The organism is Pseudoalteromonas sp. S3260 (assembly GCF_005886925.1).
Lineage (GTDB): Bacteria > Pseudomonadota > Gammaproteobacteria > Enterobacterales > Alteromonadaceae > Pseudoalteromonas > Pseudoalteromonas tetraodonis.
The window spans coordinates 1-24,639 of the sequence record NZ_PNCV01000057.1 but is presented as its reverse complement, the minus strand read 5'-3'; the positions used below and the strand labels follow the sequence as shown (position 1 = coordinate 24,639).

Below are 24,639 nucleotides of genomic sequence, written 5' to 3'. Positions count from 1 at the left end.
ATTTGCGGCGATTTTAAACACAAATCGCCGCCTGTCTAGTGATTTTTAAAGTTATTTTTTATTTTTTTCTGCTATCCACTGCGACATATATTGTGTACTGCGCATGGTATGGTGTTTGAGCATTTGACCCGTGAAATTTTTCATCCGGTGAGCATCTAAATTACTGCTTATTGAGTCGATTTTTTCAATTAAGTGAGCACTTAACTGCACTTTGTCATACAGAGTATTAAGTAGAAGGTTGCCAGCGGCTTGCGCTTCGCTAAATTTAGCCTCGTTGTTGTATAAAGAGACTGCGGCATCTGCAAAAGCTTGCGCATCTGCTGTTACCACACCTGGCCACGGTAGCGTGTTGTGCATACCTTCGCTGCCAATAGGCGTGGTGATGCTTGGAGTTTGCATGATCATGGCCTCTAAAAGTTTACCTTTAATACCCGCCCCAAAACGCAAAGGAGCTAAGCAAATACGCGCACTTTGCATTACCTCATACGCATCATCGGCCCAACCTTTAATTAAAAAGCCGGTTTTAGGATTATTAAGCGCGGTGGCTTTTGGCGGTGGGTAGGAACCATAAATATGCAACTCTGCCTGCGGTAGTTGTTTGCGGATAAGCGGCCAAATTTTTTGTAAATACAGTACCGCATCCCAGTTTGGAGCATGTCGGAAGTTGCCAATGGTCATAAAGTGTTGGCGTTGTTCATACGATTTAGTTTGCTCAGGTAAGGCACTTAAATCAACCATAAATGGTAAGTGATGTAACACGCTAGGCTCAACTTTAAACACTTCATTGAGTAGTTCCATCTCATAGCTTGAGATAATTAAGCTTAAGTCACAGCGTAAAATAGCGGCTATTTCACGTTTAGCTATGTCTGATAGTAAATCGCTATGGTTGAATTCACGCTCGCCTTTATGGGCTTCATGGCGGGCATTGCGCAGGCATTGTAAATCTTCGGTGTCTAAAATTTTAAGTGCATTTGGGCAATGCTTATCTACGCGCCAGCCAAATTGTTCTTCCATCATAAAACGGTCGAACATAACAATATCTGGGTTGTAGGCTTTAACGTAATCATCAAAACTATCGCAGTTAAGTGCGATGCTTTGACTGGTGATGCCATAATCGTTCAGATTTACCATGTGCTCGGTTGGTTGTGCAGGCGTAGTAAATTCAACATCCCAGTTTTGCGATTTAAACGCATTAAGTAACGACATCATGTGCGTACCCGCAGCAGACGAATTGGGCTCTGGCCATACATAGCCAATTACCAGCACTTTTTTCATTGGCTAGATCTCTAATTATTTGATGGAAAAACAGACTCAAACACAGTGGTATATTTTTAAAAGCTGTAACGGTATTTAAAAAGCAGAGTATGATTTCGAAAAACTAAAATGCTGCAAATTAATGGACATAAACAACCGATTTTAGCGTTGAGTAAATAGGCGTGTATTTTAGCGTATTCAGGCTACTTAAGTCATTACTTAGCTTAACACTTTATGAATGGTGCAAAACGTGTTTATATATCCGGTAATATTTAACAATAAAAAGGATGAAAACATGAATGCTTTTAGGCTGTTAATTGCCTTGGTAGGCTGCATTGTTTTATTGCCTGCAAGTTATGCAGAGCAAGGATATCAAACCCCTTCACCGGCGCTTGCTGCACTCGTAGATGCTAAGTTAGCACCAACTAGCTCTTTATCAAATGATGGTCAATGGCTTGCTCTGTTTGAACGCAAGCGTGTTGTGTCGCTTGATGAGCTGGCCAAAGAAGAATTTAAGCTTGCGGGAATTAAGCTTAATCCGGCTAACTTTTCACGCTCACGGGTAAGTGCAAAGTACAGCGCGTTAGAGCTTAAGCATGTAGAAAGTGGTACTGTGGTTAACATTAATAATTTGCCTCAGGGGATTATTCGCTCGCCGCGTTGGTCAGCAAATAGCGAACATTTAGCGTTTATTGTTGAACAACCGGATAACGCACGGCTATGGGTTTATAGCGTTAAAACCAAACAAGCTAAGCAGTTAAGTGAGCTTGCACTTAATTCAGTATTAACCGCTACGCCTTATCAGTGGTTACCCGATAGCACGGCGATTGTGGCTAATTTAGCAGTAAACTTAGACAAACCAAGATTAACTAATGATACTCAAAGTACAGTGCCGGTTATTCAACAAAGCACTGGCGAAAAAGCCCCAGCAAGGACTTATCAAAACTTATTGACCAGCCCGTTTGATGAAGCACAATTTAAATTTTATGGTCAAGGTCAATTAGCGTATATCACGCTTGATGGTAAAGCACAGCCGATTGGCCGTGCCGGTTTATTTAAATCGTTTTCAATTTCGCCTGATTCAACCAATATTTTAGTCGCGACCATCGACGAGCCATTTTCGTATCAAGTCCCTTACAGTCGTTTTGCAACTACATGGCAAATATGGGGAATGCGTGGCTATGCATTAGTAGAGCTGGCAAAGCAACCCCTTGCCGACAACATTCCACAAGGCTACGACAGTGTACGCACCGGTCGTCGTGATTTTGAATGGCGAGCCGATCAAGGTGCTGAAGTCATATGGGCCGAGGCGCAAGATGGCGGTGATATGAAAACTGAGGTTGAATATCATGACTACCTTTACAGTTTACGAGCGCCATTTAAACGCGACCCTAAATTATTTGCCAAAGTAGAGCGTCGTTTTGCTGGCATACAATGGGGTAATGATAATATTGCTATGCTAAGTGATTGGCGTTTTAATGACCGACAAGTGCGCACTTATGTAATTCAACCACGTAATGCCGATAGTAACCGCGTGTTATTTTCAGAGCGCAGTTATAACGATGCCTATAAAGATCCAGGGAGTGCAATTTACGAGCGTAACGATTTAGGTGTTAGTGTAATAAAAGTTGTTGGCGGACGTTACATCTACTTACGTGGCGATGGCGCGTCTGAGCAAGGAAACATTCCTTTTTTAGATCAGTACGATGTTAAAACGAATAGCACCAAACGTTTATGGCAATCAGCAGCGCCTTATTACGAGCGTGTGCGTGCATTGTTAGACGATGAAGGCACAAAATTCATTACTATTCGTGAGTCTAAAACGCAGCAGCCAAACTTTTTCATTCGCGATTTAGATAACGATACTCTTACACAGCTTACTAATTTTGCTCATCCGTACCCAGCATTTAAAGGGGTTACAAAAGAGCAGTTACGTTATAAACGCGATGACGGTGTAGAACTTTCAGGCACGCTTTATTTACCACCAGGTTACGACGTAACCCATGGCCCGTTACCCGTACTTATGTGGGCGTACCCACTTGAATACAAAGATAAAGCCGTAGCATCACAAGTGCGTGAATCAGAATACGAATTTACTTACATTGGCTATTGGGGCCCTATGCCTTACCTTGCTAAAGGTATTGCCGTATTTGACGACCCTAAAATGCCTATTGTAGGCGTTGATGGTAGTGAGCCAAATGATTACTTTAGAAAACAGCTGGTTTCTAGCGCTAAAGCAGCGGTTGATGTACTGGTTGAAAAGGGCATTGCCGATAAAGATAACATTGCTATTGCAGGGCACTCTTACGGTGCGTTTATGGTGGCTAATTTATTAGCACATAGCGATTTATTTAAGGCAGGTATTGCCCGCAGTGGTGCGTATAACCGCACATTGACGCCGTTTGGTTTTCAGGGTGAAGAACGTGATTTTTGGCAAGCACAAAGTGTGTACGCTAACATGTCGCCGTTTTTCCATGCTGAAAAAATTAACGAGCCAATGCTAATGATCCACGGTCAAGAAGATCCTAATTCTGGAACTTTCCCAATGCAAAGTGAGCGTATGTACGCAGCGCTTAAAGGCTTGGGTAAAGAAGCGCGTTTAGTAATGCTTCCTTACGAAGCCCACGGCTACCGTGCCCGTAAAAGCTTATTACATATGCTATGGGAGCAAGAGCAGTGGCTTGATAAGTACTTGTTAAGTGATAACGAAGTAGACACTGAAACAACAGTAAATTAATTTGCTAAGAGTTTCGAACTCAGGGCTTCGAGGTTTGGCGGCGCGAAATACTGCGCTGCTAACTCGGGCTAAGCTCGTTGCCCATTGCCCGTAGCCCGTAGCCCGACTCTCGATGCTGTTATTTCTAATTTACCGATAGCTATTTTTCCTTTACCCTTTCATTCAAAATTAACACTACTTTTTTGACCTATTGCGAGCTTTAAATGATTGATGTAGCTGCACTTGCGGTATTTATTCCTACCTTCTTTTTTGTGTCTATTACTCCGGGTATGTGCATGACACTGGCCATGACTTTAGGCATGAGTATAGGCGTGCGCCGAACTTTATGGATGATGATTGGCGAGCTATTAGGTGTCGCCAGTGTTGCGGTAGCCGCGGTGCTAGGTGTAGCCAGTGTTATGCTTAATTACCCCAGTGCATTTGATATTTTAAAATGGCTAGGTGGTGCTTATTTAATCTACATTGGCATTAATATGTGGCGTGCGAAAGGAAAAATGTCGGTTGATACGCATAACACAACAGCGGTGAGCCGATATTCATTATTTTCACAGGGGTTTGTAACCGCCATTGCCAATCCAAAAGGATGGGCGTTTATGATTTCCTTATTACCTCCTTTTGTTAACGTACAATACAGTGTTGCGCCGCAATTAGCGGTGCTGGTGGCCATTATTTTGCTCTCAGAGTTTATCTGTATGATGATTTACGCAACAGGCGGAAAAAGCCTGCGGTTATTTTTAACCAAAGGCAATAACATTCAGTGGATGAATCGTATTGCGGGAAGTTTAATGGTGCTAGTGGGGGGGTGGTTAGCTATAGATTGATAATTAAATCAACCATACTAAATTTGCTGTAATTAGAAAATGAACCTCTTTAGATTTAAAATTACTTTGTAGTCATCATTTCTAAAATAATGCCTAGCTGTAGTTACATTTGTTATTATTTTGCGAAAACTGCGTATAAATTTTGAAATTTCGTGTTGCAATTCATCTTAAATTCAGCAACTATATAAGGGCAATTCAAGGAAGAATGAATTAAGTCAATAGCTTAGCTACATGCTTTCTTGCCTTTTAAACTTATAGGAAATTTCCACATGAAGAAAACCATTCTTTCCGCGCTGATTTTTGCTCCTCTTTTCGCAGGCTGTGTGTCTACTGCAGATAATTCTGGTGACTTAGACCGCAACGCAGTTGTTGCTGAATTAACTACCCGTATGGATACTCTTGGCTATCAATACCCGGTAGATGTTGTGCCTGGTATTAACGAATTTTTAAATGCATCGGCCATGGTGCTAGAGCGCCAATATAAAGTTATGTCGCAGTACCGCACATCGACTGATCATCTTGATGCACGAAAATTCTTATACGCCAATAAAGATGCTTCACCTGAAGAGCTAGAGGCAGCTATTGTAAAGTTTGATGCGGGCGCTAAAAATGAAGACGAAAAGATAGGTCATAAACTTGCTACTTACAACGAAGCTAATGAAGCGATTTATCAACAAAACGTTGAGCTTGCCACACAGCTAACTATTGAAGCCGCTAAATCTGCACTGTTACTAACAGAGTATCGAAACGAAGTTGCTGCGGCTTTAACACTAAGTGCAGGCAGTAGTGTAATGAGTATGTTCGCAGATGATGAAAATGAAGCTGAGAACCCAAAGGATATTGGTGTCGCATTATTAAAAGCAAAAGATCAACTTGCGTTAGCACTTGAAGCGAATGAAATTATTGAACTTGAACAAGCAACCATAGCATCAATTAACGAGCGGCAGCTTACGCTAGAAGCGAAAAATTAATGAAAACAAGCCTATTTGTCTTGTTACTGGCATTTGCTTGTATTACTTCAGCACAAAGTTGGCCTGCTTGGGTACTTCAGTCTCAACAAAGTGATGAATATATTACAGCTGTAGGTATTGGTGAAAGTCGCTTAGCTGCAAAGCAAGCGGCTCTAGCTGACATAGTAACGCAACTGAGTGTTGATGTAAGTACCGAGCAAGTACAGCTATCAAGCAAGCAAAATACTCAATCAACAGGTTATTTTCAGCAAACTACGTCCCTTAGTAGCTTGCCGTTTACCCTTACGGGCACAGAGGAGCTTAATAGCGCTGAGCAGGCAAATTTGTTTGCCCTACAACTCGGTGTGAAAAAATCAGTCATTGTTAACACGGTAAAAGCTGATTTGTCAGTGTTATTCCGCGTGTCACCGAGCGACAAAAATAGTGAACAACGCTTTATTTGGGCATTGCAGTATAGTGGTTTACTCAGTGATGCAACAAAAAAGCTCGCGGTACTTGAGTACTTGTCAGGGGCTCAACCTTTAATTAGAACTCGCTTAAATACCTTATTAACGGATCAGTCAAGCGCGCTAAATGACGTTGCATGCGATGTGGTTGGTGCACTGAGCGCCCATGAAATCAAGTCGGCTTTAAACGATGCCCTACCCCACAGTGGTAATACTCAATTGTGGATGCGCCCGCAATTACGCTGGTACTATGCTAACAGTAAAAATAGCCACAGCGCAAAAGCGATTTTATCTTTAGCACTTACCCGCAGTAGTAGCCCATTCAAGGTGTTATTACAACACGATTTACACGCCCAAGAAACGGGGGCAACAACGAATGCTGCGAAACAAAAAGTGATTCAAAATTTAGTTCAACAACTTAAAGCGCCACCTAGTACATGGCTGTTCGATATTTAGGAATAATAATGAAACTCATAAAAAAAATTACTCTTTCAGCAATCACTGTCGCTTTATTAGCGGGTTGTCAGACAAAGCCGGGTAGTAGCACACAAGTGGCCAAAGTAAGTAATCGTGCCTCTAACGCGCAAGTGGCTAAAAGCGCCTACGACTTTAAAGACCACGATATTACTATTCCTGCTTATTTTGATACTCAAGGGCTAGAGCGCTGTACGTTTGATGTTAATAACGAAACCGATAGCTGCCCGTTAAAAAAGCCTATCGTACGTATGTATTTTGACCTAGCTCAAGTAACTGGAAGTGGCATTGGCGTAGATGCCATGCGAGAGTTCGATAATAATAACTTACTATTGATGGTTGAAAATCAATTTGCCGGCATTAATCGCTTTAGAATTATTACCCGTGATGACGACACTATTTCAAAAGAGCAGCAAATATTTTTACAGCAACAAGGTGCTAAAGCAGCAGCTAAACGCGCCGAAGTAAAAGCGTTAATGCCGGATTTTATTGTAAAAATAGATTCCCTGAGAACCATTAAAACAGAAGGAGCTTATAGCGATTGGGCAGATTATACCTTAGAGCTCACCACCGGGGTGATTAACCCACAAACTCGCGAAAAGCTTTCACACCCAAATTTGGGTAAAATACGGGTTAAGTCAGAAGACGTACGTGAGCGTTCTGAGCTTCAATTTACCAGATTAAGTGGTCGTTATTATACGGGTTTTCATTATGATGATAGCGCGCATGTAAACGCGGTATTTAATGATATGGGTTCGCGGGGTATTGATATTTTATTAACCCGTATGCTCAGTGAAATGCCTGCCACAGCGCAAGTGTTAGGCATTAAAGGCAACAAAATTAGCCTTGACCGTGGCCAAAATGCTGGCGTATTACCCAATGAAACCATGATTATATTTAGCTACGAAGCAGGTTTTGTTGAGCCATTAGGGGTGGCACATGTTAACCCGTCACGTAATAGCGCTAATGGTGAGATTATTCGCTGGAAAGATTCGAACATGGCTGATAACGTAAAAAATAAAGCCGAGAATGGCATATATCGCCCCGCCAGTGGCGCCAAAATTTTTGCTGTATCGGTAGGCACGCCAGCTAACTTTTTGGAGAGCCGTACATGATAAAAAAGCTTGGTGTTTTAGCACTATGTTCGTTAAGTGCACAAGCACAAGTAGAAGTGCTTGCAGATGGTACATTACAAACCCAGGCGTGTGCTTATGGGCGCGGGAGTACCGCTATTACTGGTGCTAAAGCACAAGCCAGTGCAGAGCTGATACGCTTTTTACAAGGGAACAAAAGCCTCACAATGCAAAGTGCGCAGCAGCAGTTAACCACAGATTTAACCGATGACGCGACAAGCCTTTATGAGCAGCAACGTAGTGTAATGCTAGAGGGCTTAAATGCGGGGGCGGTACCATTAAATTACAGCGTGCCAAGACTCAATGGCAACGATACCTGCATGACGGTGAGCCTAAATCCATCAAACTTAGGTGAGCCGGTAGAGCAAAATTGGCAGCAAGCAACGCAAAATATTAGCGTTACGGTGATAGGACAAGGCTGGCAAAAGCAAGGTAAGACTGCGCTCAGCAATGCTGAGCAAGATGCATTACAGCGTGCGGTATCGCAGGTGGTTGGGGTTTGGCTTACACAACAGCATACCCAGTCATCAAGCACCAGCTTAAGTATTAGTGATGATAATGAATCAACTACTATGCAAGAGTTAATTGGCCAGCAACTATCAAGTCATAGCGAAGGGTTGATTAAAGAGTGGCAAACGCTCCAAAGTAAGCAGTTAGAAAATGGCGGGGTGGAAATTACTATTATGGCGGTGGTCGAAAAAGCTCCTTTAATTCAACAAGCTTCGCAATTATTGAGCATGATAGGTTCGCCTCGCGTGCATGTGATTGCACCTGAGCCTTTAAAAACAGAACTTAAAACATGGCTAAATGAGCAAGGTATTGAGGTGGGCGCTGCAGCCAGTTTAGAACTGTATGCTAGGTCTGAGCTAGTTAAGCGAGACAATAACCGACAGCTTCGTTTAATTGTTGATGTGCGTGATTTAGCTGGCAATATTTATGGGAAGTGGCAAAACGACCCTTCGTTAATGGCATTACCTAACGACGAAAATGTTAAGACTGATTTAATGGCTGTGCATTTAGCCAGTGAGTCACAATCGGCAGCATTGCATCGGGCATTAACTGGGGCGTTTACAAAAGTCGTTGCACGAGGCGGTTTAGTCAGAGAGGTATTATTACCGAGTAAAAAGCTTACGCAGCCAGAAAAATTATATGATGTACTTAGCACCTTAGGCGGTGTGAGCGATGTATCGATTCATAAACGTAGTGATTATACCGTAGCAAGTCTCAGGTACAAAGGTGATACTGGTGAGTTCGCTCATGCAGTAGAACAAGCAATGGCAACCATTACTGCAAATACACTATCAAAAATTATCGTAGAAGATGATTTTACTCTCAGGTACCAATAAGGAAGTATGATGAAATTAAAAATATTAACATTAGCAATGGCTTTAGCTATGCCTGTAGCTGCTGAAGAATTTAGCTTAACCGATATGATCCCTGCACGCCCTGGTGCGCAAGTTGCGGGTGCTGAACAAGCAACAGTATCTGGCGATGTTGTAGTAGCAAAAGATACTAATGTTGCTGTTGCTGTTGCGCATCAGTCGCTGATTGATGACGACGAAGATGGCATTAAGATGATTCAAGTAGGCAGTGGCACCGGTATTTTATCTATTGGTACTGCCAGCTATAACACCTATGACAATATGAATGCGACCTTGCTTTCAAAACGTGGTGCATATAATCAAGCGTATTTAATTGCAAAAAAACAACTAATAGAAAACATGAAAGGCGTGGAACAGCGTTGTGGTAATGTAGTTACGGCTACCATGGATTCAATAGACAGCGGCGTTGAAAGCACTGTTAATGAGCAAACGAATATGATGGAAGCGTGTAAAGAGTCAGTATCAGGCTCGTTAGCCGGCTTTGTTACCTATGATGTGTACGACAATAATGATGATAAATTAGTACGCGTAAGCTTAATTTCTACTCCTAAAACGCGCTCGCAAATAAAGGGTAATCGTGGCGCTGTGGCAGTGACAAGTGAACCTAATGCAATTTTTAAACAAGTAATTAGTGATGTTAAATCAGGGGTATTGCCACCGGTTGGTGCCAAAGTATTAACAAATGCTGATAGCGGTGAAGTAATAATACTCGGGTATGGTTCAGCGATTATTCGCAGTAATAAAAACAATAAAATAGCACGAAAACTAAAAGGCGTGGCTAAGTCTCAATCGCAAACGCGCGCTCGCTCAGCTTTGCTTGCCACGATGCAAGGTGAACAAGTTTATTGGCAAGGCAGCTTTGATGAAAATCAAATGGAAGGCACTCAACAATTTGAGTACGACGATCCTAACCTGAATGATCCGCAGCAAGTTCAAGTGCTTGAAGAAGATCGCAATACATTTTTAAATCAATTAAAGACTTCTGATGAATACGCCACAATTACTAAAGGTAAATTACCACCGGGTGTGAGTGTTAAGAGCTTTGCCAGCGACGATGGTTTATGGCAATACAGTGTGGCTGTTTATGCGCCAAGCTTAGAGGCGACGGCACGCCAAGCGGCAAAAGAAATGGCGGGTAATAACGGTAATACGGTCAATGGTATGAACCGTTCAGGCAGAAAAATAAAAGCAGTGGGTGGTTTAAACGAGAAAGCGGCGAATCCACAAGGTGCGTCAGGTAAAGTGGCGAGCGAAGAGGAACTTTAATGTTAGCACCCATTATAGGGCTGTCGTTGGTGGCTTCGGCCACCTTTGATTCTGAGCAAACAATCGAACAACAAACTGCGTTTTTTAAAAGTCAGGCGATTGGGCAATATGCCCGTGTAATGGCGTTAAAACCCAGCGCTACTAGTGCACTTGAACAAGCTTGCAGATATGCACTTACTTTAGTACAAAGAAATAATATAAAAGCTGATTTAGCGATTAAGCTCAATGTAGAGCTTCCTAAAAAAGTTAGTTTTATTGAATCTACCATCACTAATTATTCGCAACAAAAACAGGGAGAGTGGTTAACCTGTAGTGGTGAAGTGTTAGTTGCTGATAATGAGTTGAATCAAGCTGGACTGGCAATACGAGCGGCTTGGAAAATTAGCACAGACAAAGATAAAACGAGTTTAAGACCCTTGCTTAAAGTGGCTATGAGTCACTCTACAACAATTTCTGATGCTGTGGCATTAATTGCCGATCAGTCATCTAAAAGTGAGCAATTAAATTACTTAGACAAATACCTAGTAGTCAGTGAGCTGCAACTTGAACAAGCAAAAGAAGCGGTGGCAAAAATTTGGTTAGATAACCAACGCTATAAACCCGCAATAGAACTATTAAAAAATTGTCAAAGTGTAGACTGTAAGCGTGTATATCTAGCAGCTAAAACTAAATATGAGCAAGTAACAGCAGATGATTTAAATAGCTACTTTTAATAAAAAGGAAATTATTAATGCGTATAAACGCTAAGTGTTTTGGCATACTAGGCATGTTTTTTTGTGTTAATTTTAGTATGCCAAGCGTTGCTGAAAATAGCGAAGAGGCTGAGTTTGCAGCCTTTTTAAAGCAACAACAAAGTGAGTTTAATCAGTTTGAACAACAGCAAAAAAAAGAGTTTGATGCCTTTGTCAGTGCATGGCGTGATGCACAAAACACCTACTTAAAACAGGTAAATAAAAAATGGCAAGATCCAAGTTTACCAAGCTCCAAGGTATGGGTTGAATACAGTGAAGATTTAAATACACGCACTAGTGTAAATTTTGAACGCGGTGAAGTCGTTGTGGAACTATTAAATAGCCAAAATGATCAGCAAGCAGTTAAATATGCAAATCAGCAATTAACCGCATTGTCGCAGGTGTCGGTAGCAAACACGCTTGCAAAAGACCCCGTATACATAGCAGCTAATCATACTATTAGAAGTAATTCTAATATATCTACAGGTCAGTCAAATAGAGGCCCTTCACCGGTACCTATAGGAAAAGTAATCAGGCCTCAAACAGACACTGAACAAACTGTTTTATCAGTTGATGCGGTCAGGCAAACCTTATCAGCAAATGCTCCCGTTATTACTAAGCAAAAAGATAGGGTAAAAGTGAGTTATGCATTGCCTGCCAATAATTTGTCAAACCAGGCTAAGCGGTATTTGCCCGAGGTACATACTCAAGCTGCTCGTTATAAACTGGACCCTGCACTGTTGCTTGCTATTATTCATACTGAGTCTAGCTTTAATCCGCTGGCACGCTCGCCAATCCCAGCGTTTGGATTAATGCAAATAGTACCTACATCAGCTGGTAAAGATGTCAGTAATTTTTTGCAAGGAAAACCATTATTATTGAGTCCAGAATATTTGTTTCAGGCAGATAACAATGTAGAAGCAGGTAGTACTTATATACATCTTTTAACTAATCGCTACTTTAAAAATATTCGAAATGAAGAGTCTCGGCTCTATATGAGTATAGCCGCTTACAATACAGGCCCTGGTAATGTTGCTAAAACAATTAGCGGTTCTAAATCGCTAAATCAAGCAAGCATAGCGGCCAATAGTATGTCTGCTGATAAAGTTTATACATTAATGATTAATAATTTACCCGCTCAAGAAACCCGTAATTATTTACAAAAAGTGGTTAAACGTACCGCTTATTACCAAGAACAATTGAAAGGAATTTAAAATGAAGAAGTTTTTACCCGTCATAGCCGCTTTGGCATTAGGTGCGTGTTCAAGCACTGAAAACACACAATCAGAACCGCTTGCTAAAAATGACTCGGTACCTAGCTGGGTATTACTACCTGTTTCAGAAAAGGGATTGGCATCATCATCATGTGTGCCATGGTCTGGAAGTATGGCTGTAGATAGAGCGCAAGCAATTGCAGCAGCACGCGCCGATTTATCCCAGCAGATACAAGTTAAAGCAAGTGTTATGGATAAACTATACCAACGTAAAGCACAAAGTAATGATGAGCTAAATGTTGGCGGTACTTTTGAGCAAGTAAGCAAACAGGTTGCACAGCAAAGCCTTGTGGGTGCTGTGCCACAAGAAGTGGCATTTGCGAAATTAGACGGTGTAAAGCAGCTTTGTACATTAGTTGTAATTAGCAATACACAAGAAACATTTAATAACCTAGTAGCTCAATCTGGTAAGCGTTTAGATCCTAGTTCGCGTGAAGCACTTTACGAAGAGTTCAAAGCCCAAAAAGCGATCAAAGAACTTGAAAAAGAGCTAGAAAATTTAAATAACTAATAAAAAATTCTATATTAGTAGTTTAGTTTCTAACTCCGCTAAACTAGTATTTTTGAACGGAGTTATGAAGGACTGAAATGAAAGATATATTCTTTTTTGATTCAATGTTAACCCCAAAAATAATTACATTTGTTTACTGGTTAATTTTAATAGGCACTTTGATCTCAGGTGTTACAACAATGTTTGCTAAGTATGGTGGTGGTTTGATTAGTGGTTTGGCCATAATTGTTGGTGGGGCGATTGGTGCGCGCATCTGGTGTGAGCTATTAATTGTACTATTTAAAATTCATGAAAATCTTCAAAAAATAGCTAATAAATCAGAATAAATTTAAATTCTCATAAAGTAGTGGTGGCATTGAGTGTTACCACTACTTTTAATCTTTGGCGGCCCAATTAACCAAAAGAAAGTAGTTGATATTATCAATTAATTTGCCATAGTTGATTTTGTCATCTATTTTAAGAGAAATACCTGTTTAATGAATACGCCTGCTTTAGTAAATTCTGCGCTCGTAGAGCCTAAAAAAACACCTGTAATTTATAAAATAATGGTGATGGTAAGTATTATTGTTTTTGTAGGCGGCAGCTTAACAGGCATTATGACTTACACAAATGTAGGTATAACTGAGCATCTTTATATGGATTGGTTTACCTCGTTTTTAAGTGCTGTGTTGGTTATGGCCCCTGTGGGGTTAGCAATGACAGCCCTTATGAATACCTTGGTGGCTAAATTATTACCAAAAGCAAGTGAGCTAAAACGCAATTTAGTGATTAGTGTTTTTATGGCGCTTACCATGGAGTCGCTAATGGCGTTTGTAACTGCCACTAACAATATAGGTTTTGCCAATATGCCTTATTTTATAACGCGTGGGTAGAGGGGCTATTAGCCGCGCTACCCATTGGTTTAACATTAATGCTTGTTATGTCGGTTACCGTAAAACCTAAATTAGAGCGGTTTTTAAAAAGCTAAAGTGCGCTTTTTAAAAACGTTGCCGTGCGGCTATGCTTAGATTGAGCCACATCTTCTGGTTTACCTTGAGCAACAATTAAGCCGCCTTCGTCGCCGGCTCCTGGGCCAATATCAATAACCCAATCACTGTTGCTGGCCACTTGCATATCGTGCTCGACCATAATAACGGTATTGCCAGCATCAACTAAGCCATTTAACTGCGCCATTAGCATAGCTACATCTTTTGGGTGTAGGCCGGTGGTTGGTTCATCTAAAATATACAGCGTATCGCCGCGCTGCGCACGTTGCAGCTCTGTGGCAAGCTTTATGCGCTGGGCCTCTCCGCCCGAAAGCTCAGTAGCAGGTTGGCCTAAACGTAAATAGCCAAGGCCTACTTGTAAGAGCGCATTTAGCGCACGTAAAATAATAGGTTCGTCGGCAAAAAATGTATGCGCTGATTCAACGGTTAAATTAAGCACATCGGCAATAGTTTTATCTTTATAGGTAATGTCGAGTGTTTTTTGGTTGTAACGCTTGGCGTTACATACAGGACAAGGCGAATACACGCTAGGCAAAAATAACAGCTCCACGCTTACAAAGCCTACGCCTTCGCAATTTTCGCATCGACCCTTTTTAACGTTAAACGAAAAGCGACCGGCATCGTACTTACGCGCTTTTGCCTCTTTGGTATTGGCAAACAGTTTACGTACGTGATCAAATAAGCCCGTGTAAGTTGCAAGGTTTGAACGAGGTGTGCGGCCAATGGCTTTTTGATCAACCGTTACCAAGCGCTTTATGTGTTCAATGCCGTGAGTTATTTGCCCGCCAGTTGTTATATCGAGCTCTTGCTCGAGTAGCTCGGCTTCATCTGTAGGTATTTGTGGCTGCGATTTTTGCCCTAGTGCATCATAAACCAATTCAACAAGCGCTTGGCTTACTAAGCTTGATTTACCTGAGCCTGATACCCCTGTAACACTTGTAATAACCCCAAGCGGAAATTCTACATTAAGTTTTTGTAAGTTATTACGCTCAACATTTTTAAGCGTTAGCCATGCTTTTGCTGGGCGTTGTTTACTTTGTATTTGAGCTTGCTGAGATTCGTCATTTTTAAATAAATACTGGCTCGTGTGTGAGTTACAAATTTGCTTTAAGCCTGCAACAGGGCCGCTATAAACAATATTACCGCCACGGGAGCCCGCATTTGGTCCTACATCAACTACCCAATCGGCATGGCGAATAACACTTACGTCGTGCTCAACCACAAACACTGAGTTACCAGCGGCAATTAGCTCATCTAGTGCGGCTAATAAGGCTTGTGTATCGGCAGGGTGTAAACCTGCTGAGGGTTCATCTAACACATACACTACACCAAATAATTTTGATCGAATTTGCGTTGCAAGCCTTAAGCGTTGTAATTCACCGGGCGATAACGATGGGGTGGTGCGTTCAAGCGATAAATACCCTAAACCAAGTTTGGTGAGTGCTTCAACGCGTTTAAGAATGTCGCCTGCTATACGCTTTGCAACTATGGCTTTTTCGGGGTTTGCAGCGTTACTTTTAGTGGGATTATTAGCAGCAAACCTTAGCTTATCTGCCAGCTCATTGAGTGTTAGCTGCGAAATTTCGCCTATATCAAGACCAGCTACTTTAACCGATAACGACTCTTTTTTGAGTTTTTTTCCTTCGCACTGCGGGCACTGTGATATTTGCATATACTGCGATACGCGCTTTTTAGTACGTGGGCTTTGAGTGCTCGTAAACGACTGTAAAACAAAACGTTTAGCACTTGTAAATGTACCCATGTAGCTAGGGCTTTCTTCATTTTTAATTGCCGCTTGTGTTTGCTCAAGTGTGTACTCAGGAAACACGGGCACTGTAGGTGTTTCGTCGGTAAATAAAATCCAATCACGGGCTTTTTTAGGCAGGGTATTCCACGGTTTATTAATATCGTAGCCTAAAGAAGTAAGTATACGGCTTAGGTTTTTACCTTGCCAAGCCGGCGGCCATGCTGCAATGGCGCGCTCTTTAATTGATTTAGTGGGGTCGGGCACTAGCAGCTCTTCGGTTACGTTAAAAACGCGGCCAATACCATGGCACTCTGGGCAGGCGCCTTGAGGCGTATTGGGCGAAAACGCATCGGCGTACAGTATGCCTTGCCCTTTGGGGTATTCGCCTGCGCGTGAGTAAAGCATTCGCAGCGCGTTAGATATAGTGGTTACACTACCCACCGATGAACGTACCGAGGGTGCACCACGCTGTTGTTGTAATGCTACCGCTGGTGGCAGTCCTTCGATCGAATCTACATCAGGCTCGTCTACCTGATCAATTAATCTGCGTGCATAAGGTGAAACCGAGTCAAGATAACGATGTTGCGATTCGGCAAATAATGTTCCAAAGGCGAGCGATGATTTACCCGAGCCCGATATACCGGTAAACACCACAAGTGAATTACGAGGCAAGTTTACATCCACATTTTTTAAGTTATGAACACGTGCGCCTCTTACTTGAATGCTGTGCTCTGGGTTTAATAAGGCCGATTGTACATTATTAACCTCATGTGACTTTTTAGGTGTGGTTGCCATGTAATATATACTCCTGTGTAATAATCCTGTGTTTATTAATGTTCTATAAAGTATTAATAATAATGCAGTCTTACTGAATGAGCGCTTAGCTATATGCTAGTTTTGCGTTTACATAACAGAAAAACTGCTAGAATAAACTTTAACCAAAGACAATAATATTAATTGACTGAATCGTATTGCGGGGATTTAAATGATGCAGGTAGGAGTTTGGCTTGCAATTAGTTAACTATAAACAAGCCTTAAACTGAACTTAGGTTATTTAAATAGCTGAAAATGATGCGTTAAGTGCTTTAATTGCAGCTTTTGTCTTTGCTGCTAACGTGTCGCGTGCAGGCGTTAGAGCAAATACATCGTAATGGGGAAGCTGCCAATCCGTGCATATTTCTAAAAGTTCTCCTGTAGCTAAAAAATTACGTACTTCAGGCTCTGGCAAAATAGCATAGCCTAACTCGTCGAGAACAAATTGAATCACAGTTTGCATATTATTAATGGCAATACGCGCTTTTGGTAGTGTTGTGCTTTCACCGCGGGTAAGGTGCGTAAGCGCCGGATCAACAGCTATATGTGCAATGCGGTTATGCGCTTTTAGGTCATCCAGTGTGATTTTTGGTTGCTGTGCTAGTGCATGATTTTTATGAACACACAGTATTAATGGCCAACTAGCGAGTTGGCGTGCAATTAAGTTTGAGTCTTCGAGAGGACCAATTGCCAGCACTAAATCTATACCTGTTCTGATCATATCAATCGGCTCGTCAGAAAGCGTTAAGTGCACATCTATATCACTAAATTGGCTAATTAAATGCTTTACAGGCTCGCTTAATAACCCACCACCAAAACCAACAGGGGCGGCTAGTTTTAATTGCCCACTCGGACAGTTTTGTAAATGCTGTAATTGTTCTGAAGTAGCTGTTGCAACGGCAAGCATTTGTAAGCAACTTTGATAATACAGCTCACCCGCCTCGGTAAGCGTTAATTCCCGAGGGCTGCGATTAAATAAACTCAAACCTACATCTTGCTCTATTTGTTTTATTTGCTGACTAATTGCAGAGGTTGTCATTAAAAGGTCTGCGGCAGCTTTGCTCATACTTCCCGTTTGTACTGTGCGAACAAATATATTCAGGGTTTTAGTTAACTTATCACTCATACCGTTAAGCCTTACTTAAATTAGCTTTAATAAAAATAGCGTTGTGAGAAAGGGAACTTCTCACTATTATCGCAAACGCTAATTATTATCATTTACATGCTAAATGTCACGGAGAAATATCATGAACACGGTAAGTTGTAAGTTAAGGCCGGTAACTGCATTTATTTTAAGTACTTTTGCAATTGCTAACCCTGCTTTTGCTGATGAAAAAAAACAAGATATGGAAGTAATGGTTGTCACTGCTTCTGGTTACGAACAAATGCTCAAAGAGGCACCTGCAAGTATTAGTGTTATCGACAGAGCGCAGCTAGAAAAACGCTTTTATCGTGACTTAACCGACGCAATGGCTGATATCCCGGGTGTAATAGTGACTGGCGGAGGTGACAGAAAAGATATTAGCTTGCGTGGTATGGCAAGCCAATACACGCTTATTTTAATTGATGGACAACGCCAAAGTTCAAGAGAAACACGACCAAATAGTGATGGCCCGGGCGTAGAGGGTGCTTGGACGCCGCCAATTTCAGCGATTGAACGTATTGAAGTAATACGTGGCCCTATGTCGTCGTTGTATGGCTCTGATGCTATTGGTGGTGTGATCAATATTATTACCCGTAAAGCGCCAGAGCAGTGGTATGGAGAACTGCGTTTAGACAGCACCATTCAAGAGCAAAGCCAGTCAGGTGATATAAACCAAGCCAGCTTTTTCACTTCTGGTGGCATTATTCCAGATCTATTGGGCGTGCAATTATACGGTCAATTTTCAAAGCGAAATGAAGATGATTTTACTGCAGGATTTCGAGGCAAAGAACAAAGTAATGTAAAAGCTAAGTTCACATTAACACCTAATGATAGTCACGAATTAATGTTTGAACTTGGCTCGGCAAAACAAACATTAGATGAAACCCTCGGCAAAACAGTTGCCGAGCTTGCTCCAGGAGAAAGCTGTGGTCGACGTGGCTGCCCTGAATCAGCAACTACTGAGTATGAGCAACAAACATACTCTATGTCACACAATGGTTTTTATGAGTTTGGATCGTCGCGTAGTTACATTAAATACGATAAGTTTGATAATAACTCACGTGAAATGTTTGTCGAAAATACCGACATTCAAACGACATGGAGTTTACCGCTATTTAGTGAGCATAACTCTACGTTTGGTGCGACCTATCTAAAAGAGTCATTGGATGATTATACAAGCAATAAAATTAGCGACTTAACCCATGTAGAAAACGAGCAATGGTCTGTTTTTGGTGAAAACGAGTGGGCAGCAACGGATGACTTTAAGCTCACCGCAGGCCTACGTTACGATCATGATGGCAATTTTGCCGGTCATTGGAGCCCACGTTTGTATGGTGTTTATAGCGCATCTAAAGCGATCACCATCAAAGGCGGCATATCAACCGGTTTCCGTGCGCCAAATATTCGCCAATCTACTGCTCAATGGGGACAAGTGAGTCGTGGCGGTAATATTTATGGTAACCCTGACTTAAAGCCTGAGCAGTCAGTTAACTATGAAATGGGTGTTTACTATGATTCTGGACGCGATTTAAGCATATCGACAATCGTTTTTTATAATGAATTTGATGACAAAATAACTCGTATAGCATGCCCATTAACGCAGTGCACAGATGGCCCAAATCAGTTCGGCTCCATGCCAACTACGTACATTAATGTGGATGAAGCAATAACCCAAGGTATTGAGCTATCAGTAGATTACGATATTTCAACTGAAATTGATGTGAGTGCCAGTTATACCTACACCGACTCAGAGCAAAAAACCGGTGAATATAAGGGGAGCCCACTTAATCAGCTACCAAAACATAGTTTACAAACGTCTTTAAATTGGCGTCCAACAGATAAGTTAGGCGGATGGTTACGTGTGCAATATCGTGGTGAAGAAAGCCAGCCTACCACAGGGCCTTCACAAAGTAGTTTAATTGCCCCTGATTATACCATTGCCAATTTAGGTGCTAATTATCAGCTAAGTGACAGCGTTAAACTTGGTGCTGGAATTTACAACTTGCTTGATAAAGAGATCACAGAGCAAGAGTATGGTTATGTTGAAGATGGCCGTCGCTATTGGGCGTCTTTAGTGTGGCAGTTCTAAACACTTTTTAATAATATAAAGTAAACGAGTACGCTAAACCGTGCTCGTTTTTTGGTTTTATCTCGGCTCTTGTTCAATAATGTTTAAAAAGCAAAAAAGGCGGTTGGCTTTTTAGCTGTAGTCGCTTATTCTAGCTGCGTAATTTAGTCATTAAATGTAACTTTAAAGTTTACTAATAATTTATAACTTTCTTCAATCCCCAAAGGTATGCCTCGTTTGAACCACATAGCAAAACAAAAAGCCAACCCTGTATTTTTAGTAGGTGTCGTTTGAAAATACCTAAACGCTTACAGCCATTAGTTGATGATGGTTTTATTGATGAAGTGATCAGCCGGTTAATGAGCGGTAAAGAGGCCGATGTATTTGTGGTGGCCTGTGGCGATGACATTCGCTGCGCTAAAGTGTACAAAGAGGCCAGTAAGCGCAGTTTTAAAAAAGCCGCGCAATATCAAGAAGGGCGAAAAGTACGTGGTGGCCGCCAAGCCCGTGCTATGGGTAAGCGTTCAAGCTATGGCCGTCAATTAGAAGAAGAAATTTGGCAAAATGCCGAGGTTGACGCGCTGTCGCGTTTATCTTTAGCGGGTGTTCGGGTACCGCAAACTTACGGCTGCATTGACGGTGTTTTGTTAATGGAACTAGTAAGCGATGATGAAGGTGATGTTGCACCTCAGCTTGGTGCAGTTGATTTAACCGAGCAACAAGCCATTGAGCAACATACATTAATGATGCACTACATTAAACTCATGCTGTGCGCTGGGATTATTCACGGTGATTTATCGGAGTTTAATGTACTTGTTGATAGCAACGGCCCAGTAATTATTGATTTACCCCAAGCGGTTAACGCCTCTGCCAATAATAGCGCCGAAGCCATGTTTACCCGCGATGTAAATAACATGCGCCGCTATTATGGCCAATTTGCACCGGCGTTATTACATACGCAATATGCCAAAGAAATGTGGGCACTGTTTGCAGATGCTAACTTAACCCCGCACTCAAAACTCAGTGGCGAATTTGAAGACGATGGCGAAGCTGCAGATGTAGATTCAGTACTTGACGAAATTCAAGCCGCCTTTGATGAAGAGCAAGAGCGTAAAGAACGCATTCGTGACGCCGATGAGCAATAACCTTTAATTTACGTGCTAAGTTTTGTTTATAGTCATAATTATTAGATTAAACTTAGCATGTAGGTATGAGCGATAATCGGGCATTGAAATTGGCAAAAAAAATCGTCGTTAATTAATTAGCTAAATAGCCCTTTGCTCATATATTCATGAAAATGAGCGACGCGCGCATATTGTTTCATTTAATTTTACTTAAAAGTTTTAGAAAACTTTGTGATAGTAATACCTTAGGTTATTTGTTAAAACTATATAAGCTAGATAAATGAGCGTTAAGTCGGCAGAAATATGCGCGATGAGCGCACTATTAAATTGTTGAACTAAGCCGCTACGCGGAGATCCTATTCTTATCATTTGAGCCACACTTACCTTGGGGTTATCCCATAACTTGGAGGTAAGTCATGAATACACTCATTGAACAAGTCAAAACTGAAATAGCCTATCGTGGTTATTCGCAAAGTACATGTAAAAGCTACTGTGAACATTTACTAAAACTCAGTCATTATTTTAATAAACCGCTCGATTCGATTACTGATGAGGAACTTAACGCCTTTTTTAACGATCCTGCGATTCGTAAACTTTCTAGAGCAAGCCAAAAAATACAGATAAACAGTATTTGGTTCTTGTTTAAGAATATTTTACATCGGCCACTTAACTTAGATATTGTACTGCCAAAAGTAAAACTTCGCGCACCCACGTATTTATCGCGCGATGACATGCGACGGCTTATAGAAAGTTGCACCGATATGCGCTTAAAAACATTGATTATGGTGTGCTATGGGTGTGGCTTACGTATTAATGAACTGCTACGCATTAAAGTGCAAGATATCGATGGACAGCGTAAAACTATTTTAATTGAACAAGGTAAAGGGGATAAATCACGCTATGTGGTTGTATCAGATAGCGTGCTGGCTCAATTACGTTGTTATTGGAAAATGTATCACCCAACAGGTTGGATGTTCTATTCACGGTTATTAATGGATAAACCTATGTCAGCATCAACCTTCAGGAAGCCATTGAGAAAACATGCACAAGCGTGTGGCTTAAAGCACTGTAATCCACATACTTTACGCCATGCTTATGCAACACACCAACTTGAATCAGGTATGCCACTTCATCAACTGCAACATCAGCTTGGCCACAGTGATATTAAAACCACACAAAGTTACTTACATTGGTTACCAGAGTTAGGTCATGGCGGCATTGATTTGCTTGCGAGCTGGAGTAAACAATGAACGCCTTACACCTCGCTGATATTTTAAACTCAAGCCTTGAGAGTTATCGCCAACATCATACGGTGAGTTATCAACAACTGCGCGTGTGTCAGCACCTTCAATCATGCAGAACGGGTCAGCTCGGTTATCAAGCATGGCAATGTGATAGCTGTGGGGAGTCGCAAAAGATTGGATGTAGCTGTCGAGACCGTCATTGCCCGCGTTGCCAAGGCATGGCTACGGCTAAATGGGTGCAAAAACAGCAGGAGGATTTATTACCATGTAGGTATTTCCACCTTGTTTTTACACTCCCGCATGAGTTGAATATCATTGCGCACTACAACCCAAACGCGTTGTATCAGTGTTTATTCAAAGCCACATGGCAAACGCTGAGTAAATTTGCGAAACGAAAGAGGCATGGTCAGTTAGGCATGACAAGTGTACTGCATACGTGGGGGCAAAACTTAGGTCAGCATATCCATTTACACTGTTTGATACCCGCAGGCGCGCTTGATAAAGCGCACTGGCATGAAATAGAAAAAGGCTATTTATACCCCGTTAAAGCATTATCAACAGTGTTCAGAGGGAAAATGCTGGCGGCGCTCAATGAATGCGATAGTTCATTCGCGAAGGTAAGCACGCCAACCAAATGGTGCGTGTATAGCAAAGCCTGTTTAACGTACAGTGAAAAGCTAGTTAGTTACCTTGCTCGTTATACCCGAAAAGGCGTGATGTCAGAATCGCGATTAGTGTCAGCGACTGAAGAAACAGTGAGCTTTAAATACCGCGATTATGCAGATAACAACCGCGATAAAGTCATGACGCTGAGTTGTGATGAATTTTTACGGCGCTACTTACAACATGTATTGCCTAAAGGGTTTATGCGCATTCGCCACTACGGCTTTTTAGCTAATGCGTGTCGCAAGCGAAAGTTAGGGTTAATAAAGGCTCAAGCATCAGTAACCCCATGCAAAGCGGTGAAGCCGAAGGTAGAGCAAGAACCATTAATACCGCATTGGTTTTGTCAGTCATGCAAGGTGGGTATTTTACGATTTATTGGTGTGATGAATTCAGATACGCCGACAAATGAAATAGTGCGAACGAGTTAGCAGCCTTGCTTGCTGCTTAAAATCAATGAGTTAACCTGCTTAATTGCTCAGGCTAACGACCTCTGCGTGCGTAAAAATATAATTGCTTCTTAAGGCAAATTTAGGTGTAATGGAAGCATAATAAACGCTGAGTAAAGCAGGGATAGCTTAGATGCGATAGGCTCGCCAGTAACGTTGGCTTGATATCGCTTAGGCCAGAAAAAGCAAATTCCCATAGCATAAACAACACCAACTCTGACACACCGAGTAGGTAGCGGCTCAGTCCAACAAGCGATTATGCAACACAAACTGCGTGTCGCATAAATACTAAAATGTTAGGTTTTAGGAGAGTTTTGTGGCAATAGCCGAACATGTGGAAATCTTCAAAAAAGGCTCTCAAGTATGGAATGCTTGGAGAGATGAAAATCCTAATTTAACTCCTGATCTTTCTGATATAGATTTTGAAAAAGACGTCCATACATATAAAGAAATGTATGACATGCCAGAATTTACGGGTTACAACCTATCGCACATGAACCTAAACCGAATTACAGCAAGAAACTCATATTTTATAAGTTGCTTTTTTGCTGGTAGTTCGCTCAACTTCTCAGATATTTGCTTCTCTTTCTTTCAAAACTGTAGTTTTGAAGAGACTAGCCTAGCGGTTTCAAAAATAGGTTCAGCAGAATTCCATGAATGTGATTTTACAAACGCAGATCTTTCATATTGCAGTGCTGAAGAAACAAATTTTTCAGGCTCAAAATTTATTTCCACTAAATTAAGTAATATGAGCTTAGTAAAAACAGACTTTACAGATACCGTTATAAATGAAGCCAGGGTTTACGGTATATCTGCGTGGGATTTGATTTTAGACGGAAGCACCCAAAGCAATATCTTAATTGAAGAAGAAGGAACATCAATTACAGTTCCAACTATCGAAATGGCTCAATTTATTTCACTGTTAGTCAATAACTCAAAAATTAGGGATGTAATTGACACAATCACTTCTAAAGTTGTTTTGATTTTAGGTAGATTTACAGAAGAACGAAAAGCTGTTCTTGATACCATTAAAACAGAATTACAAGGTAGAGGTTATCTTCCTGTCCTTTTTGATTTTGAAGGCCCGAGTAATAGAGATGTAACCGAGACTATTATTACTTTGGCATCTCTAGCTAAATTTGTTGTTGCTGATCTATCAAGCCCTAAAAGTATTCCACAGGAGCTTACTCAAATAATCCCAAACTTTCCCTCTTTACCAGTTCAACCTGTAATAGAAGAAACACAAAGAGAATATGGTATGTTTGAGCATTTTAAGCGCTACCCTTGGGTTCTTGATCAGATTCAGTATTGTGAAAGTAATATTCAAGCATTGGTTACAAAAGTTACCGAGAATTGTGAGAGTTATGTGGCAACTAAAACCTAATCGGGTAGCCGGAGGTC

Annotated in this window: 20 protein-coding genes; 17 read left to right on the top strand and 3 right to left on the bottom strand. The window is 41.4% G+C overall.

The annotated features are described in order from the left end of the window. Positions 1-51 precede the first annotated feature (51 nt). Positions 52-1,275, bottom strand: coding sequence for a glycosyltransferase (locus tag CWC14_RS10770; RefSeq protein WP_138562869.1), 1,224 nt, complete (start codon positions 1,273-1,275; stop codon positions 52-54). A 274-nt stretch (positions 1,276-1,549) separates the two neighbouring features. On the opposite strand from CWC14_RS10770, the gene CWC14_RS10765 reads away from it, so the two are divergent. The 12 genes from CWC14_RS10765 to CWC14_RS10710 all read left to right on the top strand — a co-directional run bounded on the left by CWC14_RS10765 (position 1,550) and on the right by CWC14_RS10710 (position 13,872). Continuing rightward, positions 1,550-3,991, top strand: a complete 2,442-nt coding sequence (locus tag CWC14_RS10765; RefSeq protein ID WP_138562867.1) for a S9 family peptidase — start codon at positions 1,550-1,552, stop codon at positions 3,989-3,991. Between the two features lie 203 nt (positions 3,992-4,194). After that, positions 4,195-4,812, top strand: a complete 618-nt coding sequence (locus CWC14_RS10760; protein WP_138562865.1) for a LysE family translocator — start codon at positions 4,195-4,197, stop codon at positions 4,810-4,812. A gap of 269 nt (positions 4,813-5,081) precedes the next feature. After that, positions 5,082-5,783 carry a hypothetical protein gene (locus tag CWC14_RS10755; RefSeq protein ID WP_008108865.1) on the top strand — a complete coding sequence of 234 codons (702 nt, stop codon included), beginning with the start codon at positions 5,082-5,084 and terminating at the stop codon, positions 5,781-5,783. After that, positions 5,783-6,685, top strand: coding sequence for an LPP20 family lipoprotein (locus CWC14_RS10750; protein ID WP_138562863.1), 903 nt, complete (start codon positions 5,783-5,785; stop codon positions 6,683-6,685). Before CWC14_RS10755 ends, CWC14_RS10750 begins: the two co-directional genes overlap by 1 nt. 8 nt (positions 6,686-6,693) lie before the next feature. Further along, entirely contained in the window at positions 6,694-7,818 is a 1,125-nt protein-coding gene (locus tag CWC14_RS10745; RefSeq protein ID WP_138562861.1) for a hypothetical protein, read from the top strand. Continuing rightward, positions 7,815-9,182 (top strand): hypothetical protein, encoded by a 1,368-nt coding sequence (locus CWC14_RS10740; RefSeq protein WP_008108860.1) that lies wholly within the window; start codon positions 7,815-7,817, stop codon positions 9,180-9,182. Before CWC14_RS10745 ends, CWC14_RS10740 begins: the two co-directional genes overlap by 4 nt. Positions 9,183-9,191: 9 nt before the next feature. Then, the gene (locus CWC14_RS10735; RefSeq protein ID WP_138562859.1) at positions 9,192-10,484 is read left to right on the top strand and encodes a hypothetical protein; all 1,293 of its coding nucleotides are present in this window, start codon (positions 9,192-9,194) and stop codon (positions 10,482-10,484) included. Beyond that, on the top strand, positions 10,484-11,197 hold the full coding sequence (locus CWC14_RS10730) for a hypothetical protein (RefSeq protein ID WP_138562857.1): 714 nt from the start codon (positions 10,484-10,486) through the stop codon (positions 11,195-11,197). Before CWC14_RS10735 ends, CWC14_RS10730 begins: the two co-directional genes overlap by 1 nt. 17 nt (positions 11,198-11,214) lie before the next feature. Next, positions 11,215-12,429 (top strand): murein transglycosylase domain-containing protein, encoded by a 1,215-nt coding sequence (locus CWC14_RS10725; protein ID WP_138562855.1) that lies wholly within the window; start codon positions 11,215-11,217, stop codon positions 12,427-12,429. A 1-nt stretch (position 12,430) separates the two neighbouring features. Next, entirely contained in the window at positions 12,431-13,000 is a 570-nt protein-coding gene (locus tag CWC14_RS10720) for a hypothetical protein (RefSeq protein WP_138562853.1), read from the top strand. Positions 13,001-13,077: 77 nt separating this feature from the next. Then, on the top strand, positions 13,078-13,326 hold the full coding sequence (locus CWC14_RS10715) for a DUF4282 domain-containing protein (protein ID WP_138562851.1): 249 nt from the start codon (positions 13,078-13,080) through the stop codon (positions 13,324-13,326). A gap of 150 nt (positions 13,327-13,476) precedes the next feature. Then, a complete protein-coding gene (locus tag CWC14_RS10710) occupies positions 13,477-13,872 on the top strand; it encodes a DUF2798 domain-containing protein (RefSeq protein WP_249928740.1) in 396 nt (131 codons plus the stop codon). A 91-nt stretch (positions 13,873-13,963) separates the two neighbouring features. On the opposite strand, the gene uvrA is transcribed toward CWC14_RS10710, so the two are convergent. Together uvrA and CWC14_RS10700 are read right to left on the bottom strand one after the other, a co-directional pair. After that, positions 13,964-16,528: an excinuclease ABC subunit UvrA gene (gene uvrA, locus CWC14_RS10705; protein WP_138562847.1), complete on the bottom strand. Its 2,565-nt coding sequence runs from the start codon at positions 16,526-16,528 to the stop codon at positions 13,964-13,966. Between the two features lie 259 nt (positions 16,529-16,787). Beyond that, on the bottom strand, positions 16,788-17,672 hold the full coding sequence (locus CWC14_RS10700) for a LysR family transcriptional regulator (protein WP_138562845.1): 885 nt from the start codon (positions 17,670-17,672) through the stop codon (positions 16,788-16,790). Positions 17,673-17,793: 121 nt separating this feature from the next. On the opposite strand from CWC14_RS10700, the gene CWC14_RS10695 reads away from it, so the two are divergent. The 5 genes from CWC14_RS10695 (at position 17,794) to CWC14_RS10675 (ending at position 24,622) form a co-directional block, all read left to right on the top strand. Beyond that, complete coding sequence (locus CWC14_RS10695; RefSeq protein WP_138562843.1) at positions 17,794-19,779, top strand: ligand-gated channel protein; 1,986 nt, start codon at positions 17,794-17,796, stop codon at positions 19,777-19,779. Positions 19,780-20,048: 269 nt separating this feature from the next. Then, positions 20,049-20,903, top strand: a complete 855-nt coding sequence (locus tag CWC14_RS10690; protein WP_138562841.1) for a PA4780 family RIO1-like protein kinase — start codon at positions 20,049-20,051, stop codon at positions 20,901-20,903. Between the two features lie 395 nt (positions 20,904-21,298). Then, positions 21,299-22,132 (top strand): tyrosine-type recombinase/integrase, encoded by an 834-nt coding sequence (locus CWC14_RS10685; protein ID WP_063528612.1) that lies wholly within the window; start codon positions 21,299-21,301, stop codon positions 22,130-22,132. Beyond that, positions 22,129-23,220, top strand: a complete 1,092-nt coding sequence (locus CWC14_RS10680; protein WP_138562839.1) for an IS91 family transposase — start codon at positions 22,129-22,131, stop codon at positions 23,218-23,220. The genes CWC14_RS10685 and CWC14_RS10680 overlap by 4 nt, the downstream gene beginning before the upstream one ends. Positions 23,221-23,554: 334 nt before the next feature. Further along, on the top strand, positions 23,555-24,622 hold the full coding sequence (locus CWC14_RS10675) for a pentapeptide repeat-containing protein (RefSeq protein ID WP_138562837.1): 1,068 nt from the start codon (positions 23,555-23,557) through the stop codon (positions 24,620-24,622). Positions 24,623-24,639 lie beyond the last annotated feature (17 nt).

What these genes read in the sequence shown, in the direction of transcription:
- CWC14_RS10695 (WP_138562843.1), top strand. Translation starts at nt 17,794, where the DNA reads ATGAACACGGTAAGTTGTAAGTTAAGGCCGGTAACTGCATTTATTTTA.
- CWC14_RS10745 (WP_138562861.1), top strand. Translation starts at nt 6,694, where the DNA reads ATGAAACTCATAAAAAAAATTACTCTTTCAGCAATCACTGTCGCTTTA.
- CWC14_RS10725 (WP_138562855.1), top strand. Translation starts at nt 11,215, where the DNA reads ATGCGTATAAACGCTAAGTGTTTTGGCATACTAGGCATGTTTTTTTGT.
- CWC14_RS10715 (WP_138562851.1), top strand. Translation starts at nt 13,078, where the DNA reads ATGAAAGATATATTCTTTTTTGATTCAATGTTAACCCCAAAAATAATT.
- CWC14_RS10755 (WP_008108865.1), top strand. Translation starts at nt 5,082, where the DNA reads ATGAAGAAAACCATTCTTTCCGCGCTGATTTTTGCTCCTCTTTTCGCA.
- CWC14_RS10770 (WP_138562869.1), bottom strand. Translation starts at nt 1,275, where the DNA reads ATGAAAAAAGTGCTGGTAATTGGCTATGTATGGCCAGAGCCCAATTCG.
- CWC14_RS10750 (WP_138562863.1), top strand. Translation starts at nt 5,783, where the DNA reads ATGAAAACAAGCCTATTTGTCTTGTTACTGGCATTTGCTTGTATTACT.
- CWC14_RS10765 (WP_138562867.1), top strand. Translation starts at nt 1,550, where the DNA reads ATGAATGCTTTTAGGCTGTTAATTGCCTTGGTAGGCTGCATTGTTTTA.
- CWC14_RS10730 (WP_138562857.1), top strand. Translation starts at nt 10,484, where the DNA reads ATGTTAGCACCCATTATAGGGCTGTCGTTGGTGGCTTCGGCCACCTTT.
- CWC14_RS10685 (WP_063528612.1), top strand. Translation starts at nt 21,299, where the DNA reads ATGAATACACTCATTGAACAAGTCAAAACTGAAATAGCCTATCGTGGT.
- CWC14_RS10760 (WP_138562865.1), top strand. Translation starts at nt 4,195, where the DNA reads ATGATTGATGTAGCTGCACTTGCGGTATTTATTCCTACCTTCTTTTTT.
- CWC14_RS10735 (WP_138562859.1), top strand. Translation starts at nt 9,192, where the DNA reads ATGAAATTAAAAATATTAACATTAGCAATGGCTTTAGCTATGCCTGTA.
- uvrA (WP_138562847.1), bottom strand. Translation starts at nt 16,528, where the DNA reads ATGGCAACCACACCTAAAAAGTCACATGAGGTTAATAATGTACAATCG.
- CWC14_RS10680 (WP_138562839.1), top strand. Translation starts at nt 22,129, where the DNA reads ATGAACGCCTTACACCTCGCTGATATTTTAAACTCAAGCCTTGAGAGT.
- CWC14_RS10720 (WP_138562853.1), top strand. Translation starts at nt 12,431, where the DNA reads ATGAAGAAGTTTTTACCCGTCATAGCCGCTTTGGCATTAGGTGCGTGT.
- CWC14_RS10710 (WP_249928740.1), top strand. Translation starts at nt 13,477, where the DNA reads ATGAATACGCCTGCTTTAGTAAATTCTGCGCTCGTAGAGCCTAAAAAA.
- CWC14_RS10700 (WP_138562845.1), bottom strand. Translation starts at nt 17,672, where the DNA reads ATGAGTGATAAGTTAACTAAAACCCTGAATATATTTGTTCGCACAGTA.
- CWC14_RS10740 (WP_008108860.1), top strand. Translation starts at nt 7,815, where the DNA reads ATGATAAAAAAGCTTGGTGTTTTAGCACTATGTTCGTTAAGTGCACAA.